The organism is Paenibacillus sp. GCM10027629 (genome assembly GCF_042676425.1).
GTDB classification, from domain to species: Bacteria; Bacillota; Bacilli; order Paenibacillales; family Paenibacillaceae; genus Paenibacillus_K; species Paenibacillus_K terrigena.
Window position 1 is genome coordinate 1,474,081 of sequence record NZ_JBHTGZ010000009.1, and the last position, 16,304, is coordinate 1,490,384.

14 protein-coding genes and 1 riboswitch are annotated in these 16,304 nt (G+C 45.1%); of the genes, 3 read left to right on the forward strand and 11 right to left on the reverse strand.

Translation table 11 applies throughout. The features are described from left to right. The first annotated feature begins 67 nt into the window (after window positions 1-67). A complete protein-coding gene (locus ACFQZR_RS16265; RefSeq protein WP_379347622.1) occupies window positions 68-955 on the forward strand; it encodes a polysaccharide deacetylase family protein in 888 nt (295 codons plus the stop codon). A gap of 61 nt (window positions 956-1,016) precedes the next feature. Here ACFQZR_RS16265 and ACFQZR_RS16270 read toward each other — a convergent pair whose 3' ends face one another. The 9 genes from ACFQZR_RS16270 to ACFQZR_RS16310 form a co-directional block, all read right to left on the reverse strand. Further along, the gene (locus tag ACFQZR_RS16270; protein WP_379347624.1) at window positions 1,017-1,742 is read right to left on the reverse strand and encodes a 3D domain-containing protein; all 726 of its coding nucleotides are present in this window, start codon (window positions 1,740-1,742) and stop codon (window positions 1,017-1,019) included. A gap of 2 nt (window positions 1,743-1,744) precedes the next feature. Next, window positions 1,745-1,919: riboswitch (cyclic di-AMP (ydaO/yuaA leader) on the reverse strand. A 170-nt stretch (window positions 1,920-2,089) separates the two neighbouring features. Continuing rightward, window positions 2,090-3,454 (reverse strand): Nramp family divalent metal transporter, encoded by a 1,365-nt coding sequence (locus ACFQZR_RS16275; RefSeq protein WP_379347626.1) that lies wholly within the window; start codon window positions 3,452-3,454, stop codon window positions 2,090-2,092. A 298-nt stretch (window positions 3,455-3,752) separates the two neighbouring features. Then, window positions 3,753-4,475: an amino acid ABC transporter ATP-binding protein gene (locus ACFQZR_RS16280; protein ID WP_379347628.1), complete on the reverse strand. Its 723-nt coding sequence runs from the start codon at window positions 4,473-4,475 to the stop codon at window positions 3,753-3,755. Next, entirely contained in the window at window positions 4,468-5,913 is a 1,446-nt protein-coding gene (locus ACFQZR_RS16285; protein ID WP_379347630.1) for an ABC transporter substrate-binding protein/permease, read from the reverse strand. Before ACFQZR_RS16285 ends, ACFQZR_RS16280 begins: the two co-directional genes overlap by 8 nt. A 350-nt stretch (window positions 5,914-6,263) precedes the next feature. Next, complete coding sequence (locus ACFQZR_RS16290; protein ID WP_379347632.1) at window positions 6,264-7,703, reverse strand: sensor histidine kinase; 1,440 nt, start codon at window positions 7,701-7,703, stop codon at window positions 6,264-6,266. Then, window positions 7,696-8,397 carry a response regulator transcription factor gene (locus ACFQZR_RS16295; protein WP_018755660.1) on the reverse strand — a complete coding sequence of 234 codons (702 nt, stop codon included), beginning with the start codon at window positions 8,395-8,397 and terminating at the stop codon, window positions 7,696-7,698. The genes ACFQZR_RS16290 and ACFQZR_RS16295 overlap by 8 nt, the downstream gene beginning before the upstream one ends. Before the next feature lie 5 nt (window positions 8,398-8,402). Next, complete coding sequence (locus tag ACFQZR_RS16300; RefSeq protein ID WP_379347635.1) at window positions 8,403-9,683, reverse strand: hypothetical protein; 1,281 nt, start codon at window positions 9,681-9,683, stop codon at window positions 8,403-8,405. Between the two features lie 32 nt (window positions 9,684-9,715). Further along, a complete protein-coding gene (locus ACFQZR_RS16305) occupies window positions 9,716-10,687 on the reverse strand; it encodes a polysaccharide deacetylase family protein (RefSeq protein WP_379347637.1) in 972 nt (323 codons plus the stop codon). A gap of 153 nt (window positions 10,688-10,840) precedes the next feature. Then, a complete protein-coding gene (locus tag ACFQZR_RS16310; RefSeq protein ID WP_379347639.1) occupies window positions 10,841-11,569 on the reverse strand; it encodes a phosphonate ABC transporter ATP-binding protein in 729 nt (242 codons plus the stop codon). A gap of 126 nt (window positions 11,570-11,695) precedes the next feature. On the opposite strand from ACFQZR_RS16310, the gene ACFQZR_RS16315 reads away from it, so the two are divergent. After that, a complete protein-coding gene (locus ACFQZR_RS16315) occupies window positions 11,696-12,610 on the forward strand; it encodes an ArsR/SmtB family transcription factor (RefSeq protein WP_379347641.1) in 915 nt (304 codons plus the stop codon). A gap of 52 nt (window positions 12,611-12,662) precedes the next feature. Next, the gene (locus ACFQZR_RS16320; protein WP_379347643.1) at window positions 12,663-13,409 is read left to right on the forward strand and encodes an HAD family hydrolase; all 747 of its coding nucleotides are present in this window, start codon (window positions 12,663-12,665) and stop codon (window positions 13,407-13,409) included. Window positions 13,410-13,433: 24 nt separating this feature from the next. Here the strand turns inward: ACFQZR_RS16320 and ACFQZR_RS16325 are convergent, their stop codons facing one another. Both ACFQZR_RS16325 and ACFQZR_RS16330 read right to left on the reverse strand, forming a co-directional pair. Further along, window positions 13,434-13,949, reverse strand: coding sequence for a DUF1648 domain-containing protein (locus tag ACFQZR_RS16325; RefSeq protein WP_018755654.1), 516 nt, complete (start codon window positions 13,947-13,949; stop codon window positions 13,434-13,436). A 13-nt stretch (window positions 13,950-13,962) separates the two neighbouring features. Further along, window positions 13,963-16,230 (reverse strand): type IA DNA topoisomerase, encoded by a 2,268-nt coding sequence (locus ACFQZR_RS16330; protein ID WP_379347645.1) that lies wholly within the window; start codon window positions 16,228-16,230, stop codon window positions 13,963-13,965. Window positions 16,231-16,304 lie beyond the last annotated feature (74 nt).

Sequence of the window (16,304 nt, forward strand, 5' to 3'; positions counted from 1 at the left end):
TGAAAAGGACATAACAAGGAGACGGATTCCGAATGTGCATATCAGAGTATGAAGGGAGGGGATTCGCTTGCGTTCGTGTTGTATATTGTTCCTAGTCCTGCTGGTTCTCTGTGGCGGTTGTTCAAATTCTTCAAATTCCTCACCGCTACCCAAGGCGCTAGAGACATCCCCTGTTACACTTCATTCCAAGGGAACGGATCATAAGCCTGAACCAGGTACGACAAGACAAACGGTCTCACATCGCAAGAAATCCGAGCGTGCCAAGTCTAGACGACAATCTCGTGCTGAAGAAAGCTATCGAGCATTATCCGCTTTGCGCCATAAGTACCCTACGATTTTCAAGAATAGCGGAGCTTCCAATGCCAGGCGCGTATCCCTAACTTTCGATGACGTGCCTGATGAATTCACAGGTAAAGTGCTAGATGTGTTAAAAGAATATAACGTGAAAGCGACATTTTTCGTAATGGGTTACCGAGCAGAAAAACATCCTGATATCATAAGACGTATGGTTCGAGAAGGACATCTCGTTGGCAACCATACCTACAATCATCCTCTGCTCACGAAATTGTCCATGGTCAAATTCAAACAGCAAATTTTGCGGACGGACGCCATACTGCATCGAATTATCGGGTATCACCCTAAGTTCATTCGCCCCCCTTATGGGGAGATCAATGAGCAGCAAGTAAGGTGGGCTGGGAGCCAAGGGTATATCATTGTCAATTGGAATGTTGATTCGCAGGATTGGCGAGGTCTTAGCGCTCAAAGGGTCATGAGCAATATCTTAACGACAACCCGGCCGGGTTCGATCATTTTGCAGCATGCTGGAGGGAATGTTGGGGGCGTCTTGAATGGAACGTTGGAAGCTCTGCCTCGCGTGATTGAACGATTAAAAAATAAGCGTTATCAATTCGTCACACTCACCGATATGTTTCATGTGCGTAAGAACAATGCATAACGCGATGAACGCAGAAACGCTTCCTGCATCCTTGTTCAAGGATGGGAAGCGTTTTTCGCATTTAGGATAATACAAATACTTTTACATTTTGAATGCCGAATTTACTTGCACTCGATTGCGTTGTATCTACGAAGATATCAATGCGATTCCCTCTTATGCTGCCACCAATGTCATTGGCTCTACCGACGAACCCACCGGCTGGCAGACCATTGAATGAGTAACCTGTCACGAATACCTTTGTTCCTAGCGGAATCATTTTAGGATCAACAGCAATGGTACCATGCGTTAATTGATTACCGAAATAATCTAATCCTGCCCACGATCCATTCTCACTTGCAGCTGCTGTATAGGCTGTCGCTTTCACATTCAAGGACTTCTTGTAGCTTGTAGGCTCTCCAGAGATTTGGACCACATTATCAGACGATGCAGACACTGCTGCTTCCTTTTTCTTTGGCTCTGGTTTCTCTTCTTTAATCACTGTAGGCTCCGATGCAGATTTTGCAGTCACCTTCGAATCTGCCACAGGCGGTGCTGAGGCAACCTCAGCTTTTGTTTCTTTGGCTCCAGGAAATTCAATCTTTAATCCTTGATAGATATTGAGTGGATCGACGTTCGGATTCGCCTTCATGAGATCATTCATATCGATGCTGTTCGTCTTTGCGATTTTGAAGAACGTATCTCCGTCTTTCGCGTAATAAGGCGCTGCTGCAACAACAGTAATCGATTGAACAGCTAAGAATGCAGTAAACAACGTAATGGACAATTTCTTCAGATTAAAAATTTTCATAATTCCTCCTTTTCATACGCCTACGAGGTTAGTTGTCGGGTTTGGGTTGAGGATACAACCCTACGCTCATGGCGCTTCACCCCTAGCTGAATCGATTCTTGTGGATTTTGGTATTATCCATTCAGCTGTGAATCATCCCCCGCACTTCAACAAGCGAAGTTTCGGCTCAATCAATATATCACAATTTTGTAACCAGTGCGCAAGCAAATTTTAACAAATCGCGCAACCACGCGGTGTATCAGCATTTTTCATGATTAATTTTTTGATACAATTACAGCAAAAAGACCTATTCTTCGAGTTTTGAGGCTCGAATCGAATAGGTCTTCCAATGATAAAACGACTTTTATTTAACCAAAGAAGGTATTGTATAACAGATATGCATTCAATACAATGATGACGATAGTTACGAACCATGCCGTCCATTTGATCCAAGACTTATTTACAAACTCACCCATTTTAGCAGGATCGCTTGTAAATTTCACGAGTGGTACGACTGCAAAGGACAGCTGGAGCGAGAGAATCACTTGACTCAGGATGAGCAAATCACTAACACCCTTCTCACCATACATTACCGTTACGATAACCGCTGGAATAATAGCGATCATCCGCGTAATTAAGCGGCGCAGCCATGGTTTGAGTCGAATATTCAGGAAACCTTCCATGACGATCTGTCCTGCTAACGTTCCTGTTAACGTCGAGTTCTGGCCCGATGCTAGTAGAGCGACCCCAAAAACGATACTGCCTAGTGTTGTGCCGAGTAGTGGTGTCAACATATGATAGGCATCTCCGATATCCGCAATGCTCGTCATACCCGCTTCATGGAAGGTGGCAGATGCAATGATCAAAATCGATGCATTGATGAATAACGCGAATAATAGGGCGATGGATGAATCCCAAGTCGAGTATTTAATCGCTTGACGTTTCCCTGCCGAGTTCTCGTCGTAGCCCCGGGTCTGTACAATGGATGAGTGCAGATACAAATTATGAGGCATGACGGTGGCCCCTAGAATTCCGATGCCAATATACAACATCGTTGGGTTCGTAATGATCTCAGCACTAGGAATGAATCCACGTGCAATTCCACCAAGATCCGGTCTGGATAAGAAATATTCAACCACAAAACAGCCGCCAATCGTTACGATCAATAAAATGACTAATATCTCGATATATCGAAACCCTTTGTTCTGAAGGAGCAGAACGATGAGGACATCCACTGCGGTAATTAATACGCCATATACAAGTGGAATCCCGAATAACAAATTTAACGCTATCGCTGCCCCGATGACTTCGGCCAAATCACAAGCGGCTATCGCCAGCTCACACAGCACCCACAATACGAAATTCACTGGTTTCGTATAATGATCTCGGCAAGCTTGCGCAAGATCACGCCCCGTTACGATCCCTAGTTTGCCAGCAAGTGCCTGCAGTAACATCGCCATCAAGTTGGAAATGAAGATAACGGACAGTAGCGTATAGCCGAACATCGAACCTCCGGCAATACTCGTCGCCCAGTTCCCCGGATCCATGTAACCTACGGCAACAAGATAACCTGGGCCCGCAAATGCTAAAAACTTCTTGAGCCATGAACCTGTCTTAGGAATTTTCATGGACCGATAAACTTCAGGTAAAGAATGCTGATCCCGTTCTTGTCGCCATGCTTTCTTCGCAAAAGCTGGTTCACTCAATGGTTTCATTTCTACATTGTTCTCCATAACAATCACTCCTATCTTACTGGTGGTACTTTCCTCATACCTGTCTATGTCAATTGTGTATTGGACAAAATATTTTTCCTTAGTGCAACTTTTAGGGTAAAAATAAAAGCCACTTCAATGCATCTTATTCAGAGGAATCATAAATGTTCTACTAATTAAATTGTACTAGGGAAACTTTTTTTGTCAATACCTAAATTTCGGTACCTCACCAACAATTTATCACAATACCCGTGTCACTGGGTTCTCATGCAAAAATCCCCCGTCCTTGCTTGGACGGAGGATTGTAAGAACGACTCGATTAGAGTACTTTGCTAAGAAATTCTTGCGTACGCGGATGCTTCGGATGACTGAATACCGTCTGCGGATCGCCTTCCTCGACAATATTCCCGCCATCCATGAACACGATTCGATCACCGACTTCGCGGGCAAATCCCATCTCATGCGTGACGATCACCATCGTCATCCCTTGTGCTGCGAGGGACTTCATGACATCCAGCACTTCCCCGACCATTTCTGGATCAAGCGCTGATGTCGGCTCATCGAACAACATCACATGCGGCTGCATAGCAAGCGCACGAGCGATCGCAATACGCTGCTTCTGCCCACCGGATAATTGCGAAGGATAAGCATTCTTCTTATCTTCGAGACCAACTTGGCGAAGTAAATCGAGCGCAATTTGCTCCGCCGAAGCTTTGTCCTTCTTCAATACCTTTAGCGGCGCAAGCGTAATATTGTCTAAGACAGTCATATGCGGGAACAGGTTAAATTGCTGGAACACCATGCCCATTTTCTCGCGTGTGGCATTGATATTGTGCGATTTATCTGTAATTGCATTCCCTTCAAATTGGATCGTTCCTTTCGTAGGAACTTCAAGCAGATTAAGGCATCGTAGAAAAGTACTTTTCCCCGATCCACTCGGACCGATCACAACAACGACTTCCCCTTTTTCGATGGTCATGTCGATGCCTTTCAGGATTTCAAGCTTGCCATAATGTTTGTGCAGGTCTGTTACCTTAATCACTTGCCTTCAGCCTCCGTTCTGCGACTCCAAGTAGCTTAGAGCACGTAAATGTAAGAATGAAGTACAGCACAGCCGCAATGATAAGCGGTGGTAACCCTGCATAAGTGCTTCCACGTACAACTTCTTCTTGAAACATAATATCTGTAATCCCGATCAGGGAGACAATGGACGATTCTTTAATAATAACGACGAACTCATTACCAATCGCCGGAAGCACTTGCTTCAGAGCTTGCGGGAGAATAATGTAACGCATCGCCATGCTTTGGCTCATCCCGAGTGAACGTGCAGCTTCGAGCTGTCCTTTGTCAACAGACTCAATACCTGCACGGAAGATCTCCGCAAGATATGCCGCACTATTGAGGGATAATGCTATCGCACCTGCAATGAATTTCGGGAACTCAATACCAATGGAGGGCAGTCCGAAGTAAATAATGAACAACTGAACCATAAGCGGAGTCCCGCGTAAAAACTCAATATAAGCTATAGCCAACCACTTGAATGGCTTAATTCGAGAACGGCGCATTAGAACTAGAATAACACCAAGAATGAAGCCGAACACAACGGTAACAAGCGATAAGAGTAACGTCCACCATACTCCACTAAGGAATGTAGACTTGTATTGCACGAGGATCGTCCATATGTTGGAATCGCCTTCTTCCGCAAGCTTCGTTGCATCTGTTACATATTTCTTCACTTTATCTTCGCTCATCAAGCGATCAATGGTCTTATTCATTTGACTCACAAGATCTTCGCGGCCCTTCTTCACAGCAACTGCATAACCGTTATCCTCTGACTTCGGGCGTGCGTCTGCAATAGCGAGTGTTGAACGGTTCTTCTCGTAAGATTCTGCAACAGGCAGCTCCACGATTAGGGCATCAACGCGTTTGGATTCAAGGCTAAGAAGGATATCTGACATTTTACTCAGCGCATCAACCTTGGCATTCGGAATAGCTCGGGCAATATCTTCGTAAATCGTCGACTTCTGAGCCCCGATGTTCTTCCCGATCAAATCATCCATCGTCTTATACTTATCTTTGTCTTCAGCACGTACCAAGACGGCTTGATCCGATGTATAGTAGATCGATGAAAAGTCTACATTCTTCTTACGTTCTTCCGTTGGATTCATGGCCGCCATGGCGATATCAATCTTACCGGAGTTTAACGCGAGCAGCAGACTGTCAAATTTCATATCTTCAATGACGAGTTCTGCACCCATATCTTTCGCGAGCTCTTTCGCGATTTCAATATCAAATCCTACAATTTCATCCGTACCGTTGATTTTCTTATGAAACTCATACGGAGGGTAATCTGCACTTGTTCCAAGTACCAATTTTTTACTGTTCGTTGATTGTCCAGATGCATCGGAATTCACTCCACTACAACCGGCAATCAACATGATTGTTAATAAACATGCAAGCAATGCGTTAATTCTTTTCATTCGATCAATCCTCTTATGTCTTATTATCATGGCGCAAGGAGAATTATACGTTATCATGCATGAATATACAACAATTATTTTCGACAAAATTCGAGTAATCCAACGTTTTCCTGATTCAATACAATATAATGTTGGTCAATTTTCAAAAAGATGGAATATATCAGGTTATCTTCGTCATTTTAGGATGCCCTTCAGCGACAAAGACATGCGCTAACGCAACGGGCAGTGATATTGGACCCCCAGCTTCCCTGCCGTTACCAACTTTCCATAGCATGCCAAAAAGGCGATACTTATAAGTATAAGTACCGCCTTTCATATAAGGTATATGATTCATTTCTACGCATTATCGATTACACATCAGACTCGTCCTGAATGATCTCATGCATTTTATCGCATTTCGGCAAAGATACGATGACGGACGTTCCTTCCCCCGAAATACTCGTGATGGTTAGTGTCCCTCCATGCTGCTCGACCAATTCTCTCGTAATCGCGAGACCAAGTCCTGTGCCCCCGCCTAACGGATTCACCTGGTAGAACTTCTCCGTCACTTTGGTAATGTGATCTTGAGTAATTCCGATACCTGTATCACGAACCGTTACGATACATTCCTTCGGCTCATATTCGATGTGAATGAAGATGTTCGATTGGACATGCGAGAACTTAAGGGCATTATCGATGATATTCAAGAATACTTGCTTCAATCGATTGAAATCACCAATGATCGGTACCGGTACGCCGCTCACATTAATCGTAAGCCGTACCTGCTTCTGTTCCGCTTTGGTTCGAACTTGAAGCTTCGTCTCTGTCAGGAGCCCTATAATATCAACAGGATCTTGATGCAGCTTCACTTCTTTCTGCTGCAATCTTGAGAAATCCAATAGCTCTTCAACAAGCCCAATCAATCGATCTGTCTCCTTGGCAATAATCGTCATCCCCAGCTTCGTCTCTTCAGGATCAGAGAAATTGCCAGATACGAGCGTTTCAGTCCATCCTTTGATCCCTGTCAACGGTGTGCGGAGCTCGTGAGAAATCGATGATACGAAATCATTCTTCACCTGATCACTGCGAACGATTTCTTCAGCCATATAGTTCAGTGATGAAGCTAATTCACCTAGCTCATACCTGTAATCCCCTTCGACTCGCACATCAAACCGTCCCTTCGCCATCTGCGCAGAGAACGCTGTGATGTTGTTGATCGGTTTGACGATCGAATTCGCAAGACCAAAGCTGATCAGCAGAACCACCGCGAGTACGACGATGCCCACAGCGACTGAAATGAGTATAATGTTCGATATTTTATTGTTGATGGCTTCGAGCGACGTCACGTATCTCAGAATATACAATGTCTGGCCTTGATCCATAAGCGGTGTCGAAACAGCCATCACATGCTCGCCCGTACCGACCTGACTTCCAATCCACGTTTCTTGTTTGCCATGGACTGCTTGCGCTATGTCGGAAGTCTGTATTCCTTTCTCCACTTGGAACCCTGACGAACTAATCAGCACATCGCCCCGCGTATTTAAGACTTGCAGCTCGGTATTCTCTAGATTGAACATTTTTAGAATATCGGGCAAATAATTCGGGTCATTCTCCGATGCATAGGACACACCGACGAATTTCTGGTAATACGATGTGGCTTGATTCGCATGATTTGACATGTAGTTCGATATCGTATTGTAATAATAGGACTGGATCGAGATCATGAAGATCACCTCGACGATCATAATCGTCAAGAATACGACGATGAAATAATGCATGACGACGGATCGCCGCAATCCTTTTTTAAACATGTCGGCTTCCCTTCCACTTGTATCCATGACCCCATACGGTTTCAATGAACATCGGTGTGGACGGGTCATCTTCCAGCTTCTGACGCAATCTTCGAATATTTACATCCACAATTTTGGGATCCCCCATGTAATCCTTGCCCCAGACATGATCCAGCAAGACATCGCGGCTAAGTGGCACATCCTCGCGCTCCAGGAATAATTGAATCAAGGAGAACTCCGTTGGCGTCAACTCGATAATTTGATGATTTTTCTTGAATTGTTTGGCGATCAGATCAAGTGTGAATGGTCCTGATTCGAAGCTAATCTTCGCACCGGACTCACTATGCACATTGACCCGTCGCAATAAGGATTGAATCCGAGCGATTAGTTCTGTTGGACTGAATGGCTTGCTCACATGGTCATCAGCACCAACGGAGAGTGCATAGACTTTATCCTGTTCCTGAACCTTAGCCGTTAAGAATATTATACCAATTCGCTCGTTCGTCTCCCGAATTTTACGACATACCTCAAATCCGTCAATGCCTGGCACCATCACGTCGAGTAGTGCTATATCGAATGTCGGGTCGGCGTTGAATTTCTCAAGCGCTTCTTCTCCGGTCGCCGCTTCAACAACCTCAAGTCCATTTCGTTTTAAGTTAATCACGATAAAACTGCGAATGGATTCTTCATCTTCAAGAATTAGAACTTTACTCATGAATGTCACCTCTTTGTTATTTCAATTGGCGTGAGTTCAACATTGCCTTTCCCTGAACTCAAATCATAACTGCTCCGAAGGCCAATAATATGCTCTTCGGTTCTCGCAAGCATTTTCCATCCTGTATGGTTCTTCTCCCATGCAGATAACGAGAAGAATCGGATCTCTGCCATCGTCTCGCCTGTATCGATATTGATGAAATTGAGGTATTCTTCCAATTTGGATCTTCGGGAAATCGTTACTTTATGATGCCATTCCGGCGGGAAATTGAAATAGAACCGATCTTGTAAATCCCGATACTGCTCAAGAACGAACTTCAGCCCATGATCTCCATCCCATTTATGATATGTTATGAACCATGGAATACCTGCGAGACCCTCATCTTCCCAACCATATGGCGTCTCCAGCATGGCAATCTCCAGAATACCGTCCTTATCTTCATCGGAGCTATAAGTTGCATAAGGTTTATATGTCTGTTCCGATGAGAGCACCTTCGTAAGCTTATTATCCTTCATTATAATAACGTCCGTATACGCGGAATGTGCACCTACGGAAGCATCGAGCACGATCCCTTGCACATCTTCAGATACTTTCCCGGTCACGACGTTGTAATACGTATTGACGGTTGGATCCAACTTCAGTGAACTTAACGGTTCGAACTTCTCTGTAATTTCATTGTACTGAATCGAAGTCAGCTCGGCTGTCTGACCCTGCTTGAAGTTCAAGAGACTAAGTTCGAACTTTCCATCCCCGTTCAAATCATTAATGACATAAGAGGAATATGATTTTTCTAACATTTTAACCATTTGATTATCTTTGTAAGAATAGACAATAAGGCCTTTCTGTACTTCTGTATCACCACTTGAATAGCCGACGATCATCTCGATAGTCCCGTCATGGGTTACATCAACCAGATCAAAGGAATCGAGTTCAAAGCCTTCTCCATCGAAATCCAATTTTTTACGCCATGTATCTCCATTATTCTCCCAGATCATTCCATGAATTCGAACCGGTTGATCTGGAGTTCGATAGAATACTACAGCTTCGCTGACCCCATCATGATTAAGATCCGTAATGCGAATGGCACTCGTATCATTAATATTCGTCGGCCGGATGATGGAGCCCCCTTCGGGAAGATCTTCCATAATCAGGCTATACAGATTTTCCTTATCTTCAGGCAAGCGAGGGATGCTCATTAATGCCCGAGGATCCTTCGTAATTTCACAGCCGCTCAGCACGATCATCAGGCAGCTAAATAGGAGAATAACGGACAACCTACATTTCAACCTTGATCACACTCCCTTATTTCACCTTGCCCTTAGCCTTTACTGAATTGAATCGGTTTAAGCGTCTCGTCTAGCGTCTTGAATTGATATCCGCGATCTTTCAAAAATTTCAACACTTGCGGTAAGTACTTAAGCGTTTCTTTTCGGTCATGCATTAGGATAACAGGCGAAATATTTTTCTTCTCGAGTCCAAGCACTTCTTTCTTCACGGTATCCACGTAACGTGCATCCCGGTATTTCCAGTCAAGGCTATCGACATTCCAATCCCATAGTGTAAATCCAGCATCTTTGACAGCCTTCATATAGTCTTTCTTCATATAGGGAGCACTACCATACGGCGTGCGGATAAGCCAAGTCTCTGCTCCAGTCAATTTCTGAATTGTCTTCTGCCCTGCTGCCATCTCACTAACAACAGATGTCCTGGATGCATAATATTTCTTCACTTGATGCGTAACGCCATGCATCGCTGGCATATGTCCCTCTTTAACCAGCCGTTTTACAGCTTCCGGATATCGACGCATATTAGGCTCCAGCATGAAAAAGGTTGCTTCGACATCATACTCTTTAAGCACGTCGAGTAATCCCATCGTATGCGGACTCGCTCCATCATCAAATGTTATATAAGCTATTTTGCCAACAAGTGGTTTCGTCGCTTTGTTAGGCTGCTTCACTTCTTCCGGTTGTTTCGGCTTATCAGATTGTTTCTGTTGATCTGATTTATCCGTCGGCTTCTTCTTATCGGATTGGTCCTCTTTCGAATGCGGAGGCTGAACTTTCGATCCCTCTTTATTCTTCTCGCTATCCTTCTGCGGTGTTGAAGGCTCAGAAGGCTCCTTCACATCACCAGGAGTATACGTAGAAGATGTTACGGTCGGCGATGGCGCCTCCGTTAAGTTGCTTTTCACCTGAACCTTTGATGAATCTCCCAAAACAGTCATTTGAAAAATAACATAGGCACACGCGATCAGCATGATTACTAGCGCAATTTTCGTCTTGTTTTTCATATTGATCTCATCCTATTCTATGTAATCTACTCTATCACTACACCTCTCAAATTATAGAGTAGCACAGCAAAAAAAGAGTGACAAAGACATTACAATGCTCGTCAATTCGATCACTCTTTCGACATAAATATTCATTATCATCTATCAATCTTATTAATTGAAAATTTTATTTTTCTCCGACTGCATCAGACGGCGTCCCTTCACATCGACGACAATCTTCCCTTGTGAGAGTCCAATCAATCGACTCGCATAACGTTCTGCTAATTCAACCTGTTGAATAACGGCAATAACCGTAATCCGTTGCTCACGACATAAATTCTGGAGCTGCTGCATGACCGAATCCACGGATTTCGGGTCGAGACCTAATACAGGCTCATCTGCTAGAATAACTTTAGCCCCATGCACAAGCGCACGCGCCAACGCAACACGCTGACGTTCACCCCCGCTTAATTGTTCAATCTTGAGCTTCGCTTTATCTAGCAGCCCTACTTGCTCAATCGTATCCATTGCACCCATATAATCATCTGAACGAACCATTCCCGTCGCCATACGCCAGAGCGGCGTTTGATGATATTGTCCGATCAAGACGTTCTTAAGTGCTGTTTTCTTCGGATGCAGCGTCGGACTCTGCTCGATATATGCGCACTCCCGTCGAATTTTACGTGTTCCTGCGAACTTGTTCGCGAAAATATCCATATCATCAACCATGTACCTTCCCGATGTCCATTTCTCTTGCATGGCGAGGCATTTCAGAAAGGTTGATTTACCACTGCCGCTCGGACCAATAATTGCGATAAACTCCCCTTCTTCTACTTCTAGACTAATATGGTCAAGGATTGTCGATTCGGGTATTTTTTTCAACAATTTATCAACTTTCATCATCACGTTATTCTCCTTCTGCGGATCTATCGTTATACTGAACATAATAGTGGACAATTGGTTGTAAAACAAGCCATAATAACAAGAGCAGTTCTTCGGACTGTGACTTGTATGGGAGGAATTTGTATCATGAGTTATCAGATCAAAGTCTATCATTCTTCAATGTATGAACTATTGTGCAGCTTCTTGATATATACGACACGGAAGTGGACTAATGATTTAGATTGGGGTCAGGAGTGGATTGATGACGTATCCTGTCGACTCGATCCAACCATTGTCGAGCAAATCGATACATTTCGTTCATCGGAAATGATAGACTACGATATTCTCTATTTGTGGACAATTCTACGTGAGCCGAAGACGGATATCCCATCATGTATTCATTATCTAGAGACTTGCGATTTGGACGAGCTGTACGCACAGACAACCCCTTATGTCGATCATGTGGCCAAGGAGGACGTTGCACGCATCCGCGACTCTTATACACCGCTAATCAAAGCATGGTACGAGCAATATTTTGCCGAGATTGAGCATACACTAATACCGTTTCTTGAAGAAGATGCGAAGGAGAAGCAGCAGCTGATCTCCAAGATGGATCCGATCGACCTTGTCGAATATGCGACGAATGGTGTCGTCGTTGAGCCCCTAGATCACTTACATACGATCATACTCATGCCTATGATTCATAGCCGTCCTATGAACTATTATGTGAAATTGAACGGGATGCTGCTGATTCAATATGCGATTGACTTGCCAGAGACGAATGAGCATCAAGTTCCCATTGGTCTCGCTCGCTTCACGCGCGCACTATCCGACCCAAAACGTTTGTTGATATTGCGTTACCTCGCGCAAGAGCTGCGGTCAACATCCGAAGTCGCTGAGATTATGCAGATGACTCCCGAAGCTGTCGGCTCACATATTCGGATTCTACGCGTCGCAGGCTTGCTGCGTACACATCTTAATGATGAGAATGAGAAATACAGTATCCGTGCAGATGGGATTGCTGAGATGCAGCTCTTCCTTGAGTCGTATCTGCGCCTCTAGCCATCAACGTTCATCAAAGAAGCAACTGCTTAAAGAAAGGAGTGAAATCACGATGACACAGCAAACAACACAGCAGAATATTATCTTCGATCTCGACGATACGCTTATTTATTGCAACAAATACTTCTACCTCATCATCGAACAATTCCTAGATCTTATGGAGACGTGGTTTCACACGTATGATATCCGGACGGAACACATCAAGAAAAAACAAATCGATATTGATCTCGAACGCGTAAATCGAGACGGATTCGTTAGCGAGCATTTCCCCGAGTCCTTCGTTGATACGTACCGCTATTTCAGTGTTCTACACGGAAGACCTGTGCATCCGAAGGAAGAAGAGCAGCTAATGCAGCTCGGGCGCAGCGTATATGAGCAGCCAGTTGAGCCTTACCCTGGGATGTTCGAGACATTGTCACATCTCCGAGAAGAAGGACATACACTCTCCCTCTATACTGGCGGAGAGATCCTCATCCAACAGCGCAAAATCGATGAGATGAAGCTGAGAGAGTTCTTCCATGATCGTATCTACATTCGTCAGCATAAGAATCGAGAAGCACTCGAATCGATTTTGTACGAAGGTCAATTCGATCGGCAGAAGACTTGGATGATCGGGAATTCGTTGCGGACGGATGTCACCCCTGCACTTGAAGCTGGACTCAGCGTCATCTACCTCAAGCAGCAAAATGAATGGAAATACAATATGGTGGACTACACGCTTGATCCAGACTCTACTTTGTACACCGTCACATCATTAAATGAAATTCCAGAGGTGCTGAATCAGCACCTGCTATCTTAACCAAAAAGCCTCTAACGTAGTTCGCTACGCTAGAGGCTTTTTGGAGTTACGCAACATGAGGAACAGACACCATCCAATTGTACACAGCATCACAGCTATACAGACAGGCAATAGCCAGAAGCTAACCCCGTGATTTTCCCCTACAGCGGTCTGCAGCATACTCCATTCGATATAACTTAGCACAAGGATCGTCTCAAGCTTCAGCCAGCTGACTAGGAGTCTTGATAATGTGTACTTCTCTTGTACATTCTCAGCCGTAATGACAACGGGATAATTGAATCGATGCGGATAACGGCTCACAATCGAGAATGCAATGTACAAGATGAGGCTGACTCCCGGCAAGAGCAGTAGAATGGTTCTGCTCCCCCATCCATCAGCGTCCCCTTCTGCATTAAAGTGGATTGGCACTTGACTCGGCAGACTATTCCATAATAGGCCGATGTAAAGAATAATGACACATAAGACCGCAATGGAAATCGTGTCATGCCATATTTCAGAATACGTCTTAGGAATGGAAATACGAATACGCTGTGAAGCCACGGCACTCTCCTCCTCATGTTCGTTCTAACTTCAGCTCCCCTGTCTCAGGGTTCGAGAGTATCATTCGTGCCTTGTACGTCGTGCCATCTTCCGCTTTGAAAGACAGCGGTTGTGTGCTCCCTTTACTAAGCAGGGATCGAATCATCGTATCTGTCATCGTCTTGCCTAGGCTCGACTTCCAGATAACGAACTTGCAGCCTTCCTTGAAGTGATTACAGCCATATCCTTTCCGGCCCATAATAATGGAGCCACCACAGCCTGTTCGCGGACAAGGCCCGATTGGTTCAAGCGTCAATGCCGTAGATGTATTCGAATCCTTGGTCGATGATTCGGGCTTGGATGCTGCAGTTGAAGCCTTGCGCTCCGTCTTTTGCGTTGATTTTCCCTTCGTCGGCTTCGCATGGTCATTCGGGTCACCGAAAGCTTCCTTCGAGACTGGGCGCTGCACTCGAACTTTATCAACAATGAACATCGTAAATTTCTTCACGTTCTCCATAAATCGCTCGTTCGATGCTTCACCTTTCGAAATTTGATTCAATCGCCGTTCCCACTGACCTGTCATATCCGGCGAAGTCAGAAGATCAACCCCTGCGTGACGAATGAGTTCGATAGCCATTCTGCCTTTCTGGGTGACGGTAATTCGTTTGCCTTGCATCACGATGTAGCCGACATGCTTCAGTCGTTCAATCGTCGCCGCACGAGTTGCTGGTGTGCCTAATCCTGCATCCTTCATTGCATCCCGCAATTCTTCATTCTCAATCTGCTTGCCCGCGCTTTCCATCGCCTTCAGCAATGTCCCTTCGGTATAAGCTTTGGGAGGCTGTGTGTTCTTTTCTTTAATCGTAGCCTCGATACACTGTGTCTCTGCATCGGGATTGACCTGGAAAGGCTCCGTCGTTAATTCCTCTGGTTCTTCCTCTTCACCGTCTTTTCCTGCCGATCCTTTACCTTTCGACTTGCCTCCCGCCTTACCCTTGGGCTCGTCTGAGACGACAGCTTTCCAACCGATGAAGAGGAGTTCCTTCACATTCGTCTTGAACGTCTCCCCTTCGACCTCTGTAAGCAATGTATGCTGCTTATATTCAGCAGGTGGATAGAACTGCGTGAGGAATCGACGGACAACCAAATCATAGATCTTCTGCTCGTCAGGTGCTAATGTGCCTGGTCGCTTCAAGGTCGGAAGAATCGCATGGTGATCTTCGACTTTACTCGGATTACATACGGATTTATTATTCACATGCACGAGAGAAGGCTTCGCACCTTCTGCATATTCCTTGTACGCCGTCGATTTGAGCATATGTAGCGTCTTATGCATCGGTTCGATATTCTGTTCGGTGACATAGTTCGAATTTGTTCTTGGGTACGAGATCACTTTATGCTTCTCATACAGCGCCTGTGCCAAGTCTAATGTCTTCTTCGCAGAGAAGCCGAATTTCGCATTCGCATCCCGTTGCAATAACGTTAAATCATACAGCTTGTATGGGTATTCCTTCGTTTCTTTCACGTCATAGCTTGCCACGGTCGCCGGCTTGTCCTTTACCTTTGCTGCGAGCGCATCAGCGACCTCCTTCGAGGTCATTCGTTCGCCTTGCCAAATCCCTTGATAAGTCGATTCTGATTGAGCGAAATCCGCGATGCAATCGTAGAAGGTTAGAGAATCAAAGGCTTCAATCTCCTTCTGTCGATCATAGATCAATGCCAGAACAGGGGTCTGTACACGTCCTACAGACAACAGATTTCGATGCTTAGTTGTAAATGCACGCGATGCATTCATCCCAATAAGCCAGTCTGCTTCACTCCGCGATCTTGCAGCGAGCGTCAGATTCTCGAAATCCACGCCAGCACGAAGGGATGCAAAGCCATCGCGAATCGTCTCCGCCGTTAAATCCGATATCCAGAGTCGTTCCACTGGCTGGTGAAGCTTCAAGTACTGCTGAATTAACGCAAAAATATACTGCCCTTCTCGCCCAGCATCGCATGCGTTAACCAGGTGATTACATCGCTTAGCAAGCTCACCAATCACCTTCAATTGATCTTTCGTCTTCGCATTAGCGATGATTCTGAAATGATCCGGTATAATAGGCAGATCTGAAAAATTCCATTTCTTATATTTATCATCATACAAATCAGGCTCTGCAAGTCCCACGAGATGCCCGATTGCCCACGTAATAATATATCTCTCCCCTTCAATATACGTTCGGTTGTTCTTGCCCTTCGGCTCGATGACGGCGGCAATCGTCCGCCCCATATCCGGCTTCTCGGCAATGACTAACGTCTTCACGGTTCAGCGCCTCCCCTTTTCAATCCGCCTTTCACTTGCCCTCTTGTTCCTGCAAGGTCGATAACGGACAAAAA

What these genes read in the sequence shown, in the direction of transcription:
- ACFQZR_RS16285 (WP_379347630.1), bottom strand. Translation starts at nt 5,913, where the DNA reads ATGAAAAGAATTAACGCATTGCTTGCATGTTTATTAACAATCATGTTG.
- ACFQZR_RS16270 (WP_379347624.1), bottom strand. Translation starts at nt 1,742, where the DNA reads ATGAAAATTTTTAATCTGAAGAAATTGTCCATTACGTTGTTTACTGCA.
- ACFQZR_RS16295 (WP_018755660.1), bottom strand. Translation starts at nt 8,397, where the DNA reads ATGAGTAAAGTTCTAATTCTTGAAGATGAAGAATCCATTCGCAGTTTT.
- ACFQZR_RS16320 (WP_379347643.1), top strand. Translation starts at nt 12,663, where the DNA reads ATGACACAGCAAACAACACAGCAGAATATTATCTTCGATCTCGACGAT.
- ACFQZR_RS16315 (WP_379347641.1), top strand. Translation starts at nt 11,696, where the DNA reads ATGAGTTATCAGATCAAAGTCTATCATTCTTCAATGTATGAACTATTG.
- ACFQZR_RS16310 (WP_379347639.1), bottom strand. Translation starts at nt 11,569, where the DNA reads ATGATGAAAGTTGATAAATTGTTGAAAAAAATACCCGAATCGACAATC.
- ACFQZR_RS16290 (WP_379347632.1), bottom strand. Translation starts at nt 7,703, where the DNA reads ATGTTTAAAAAAGGATTGCGGCGATCCGTCGTCATGCATTATTTCATC.
- ACFQZR_RS16305 (WP_379347637.1), bottom strand. Translation starts at nt 10,687, where the DNA reads ATGAAAAACAAGACGAAAATTGCGCTAGTAATCATGCTGATCGCGTGT.
- ACFQZR_RS16275 (WP_379347626.1), bottom strand. Translation starts at nt 3,454, where the DNA reads ATGGAGAACAATGTAGAAATGAAACCATTGAGTGAACCAGCTTTTGCG.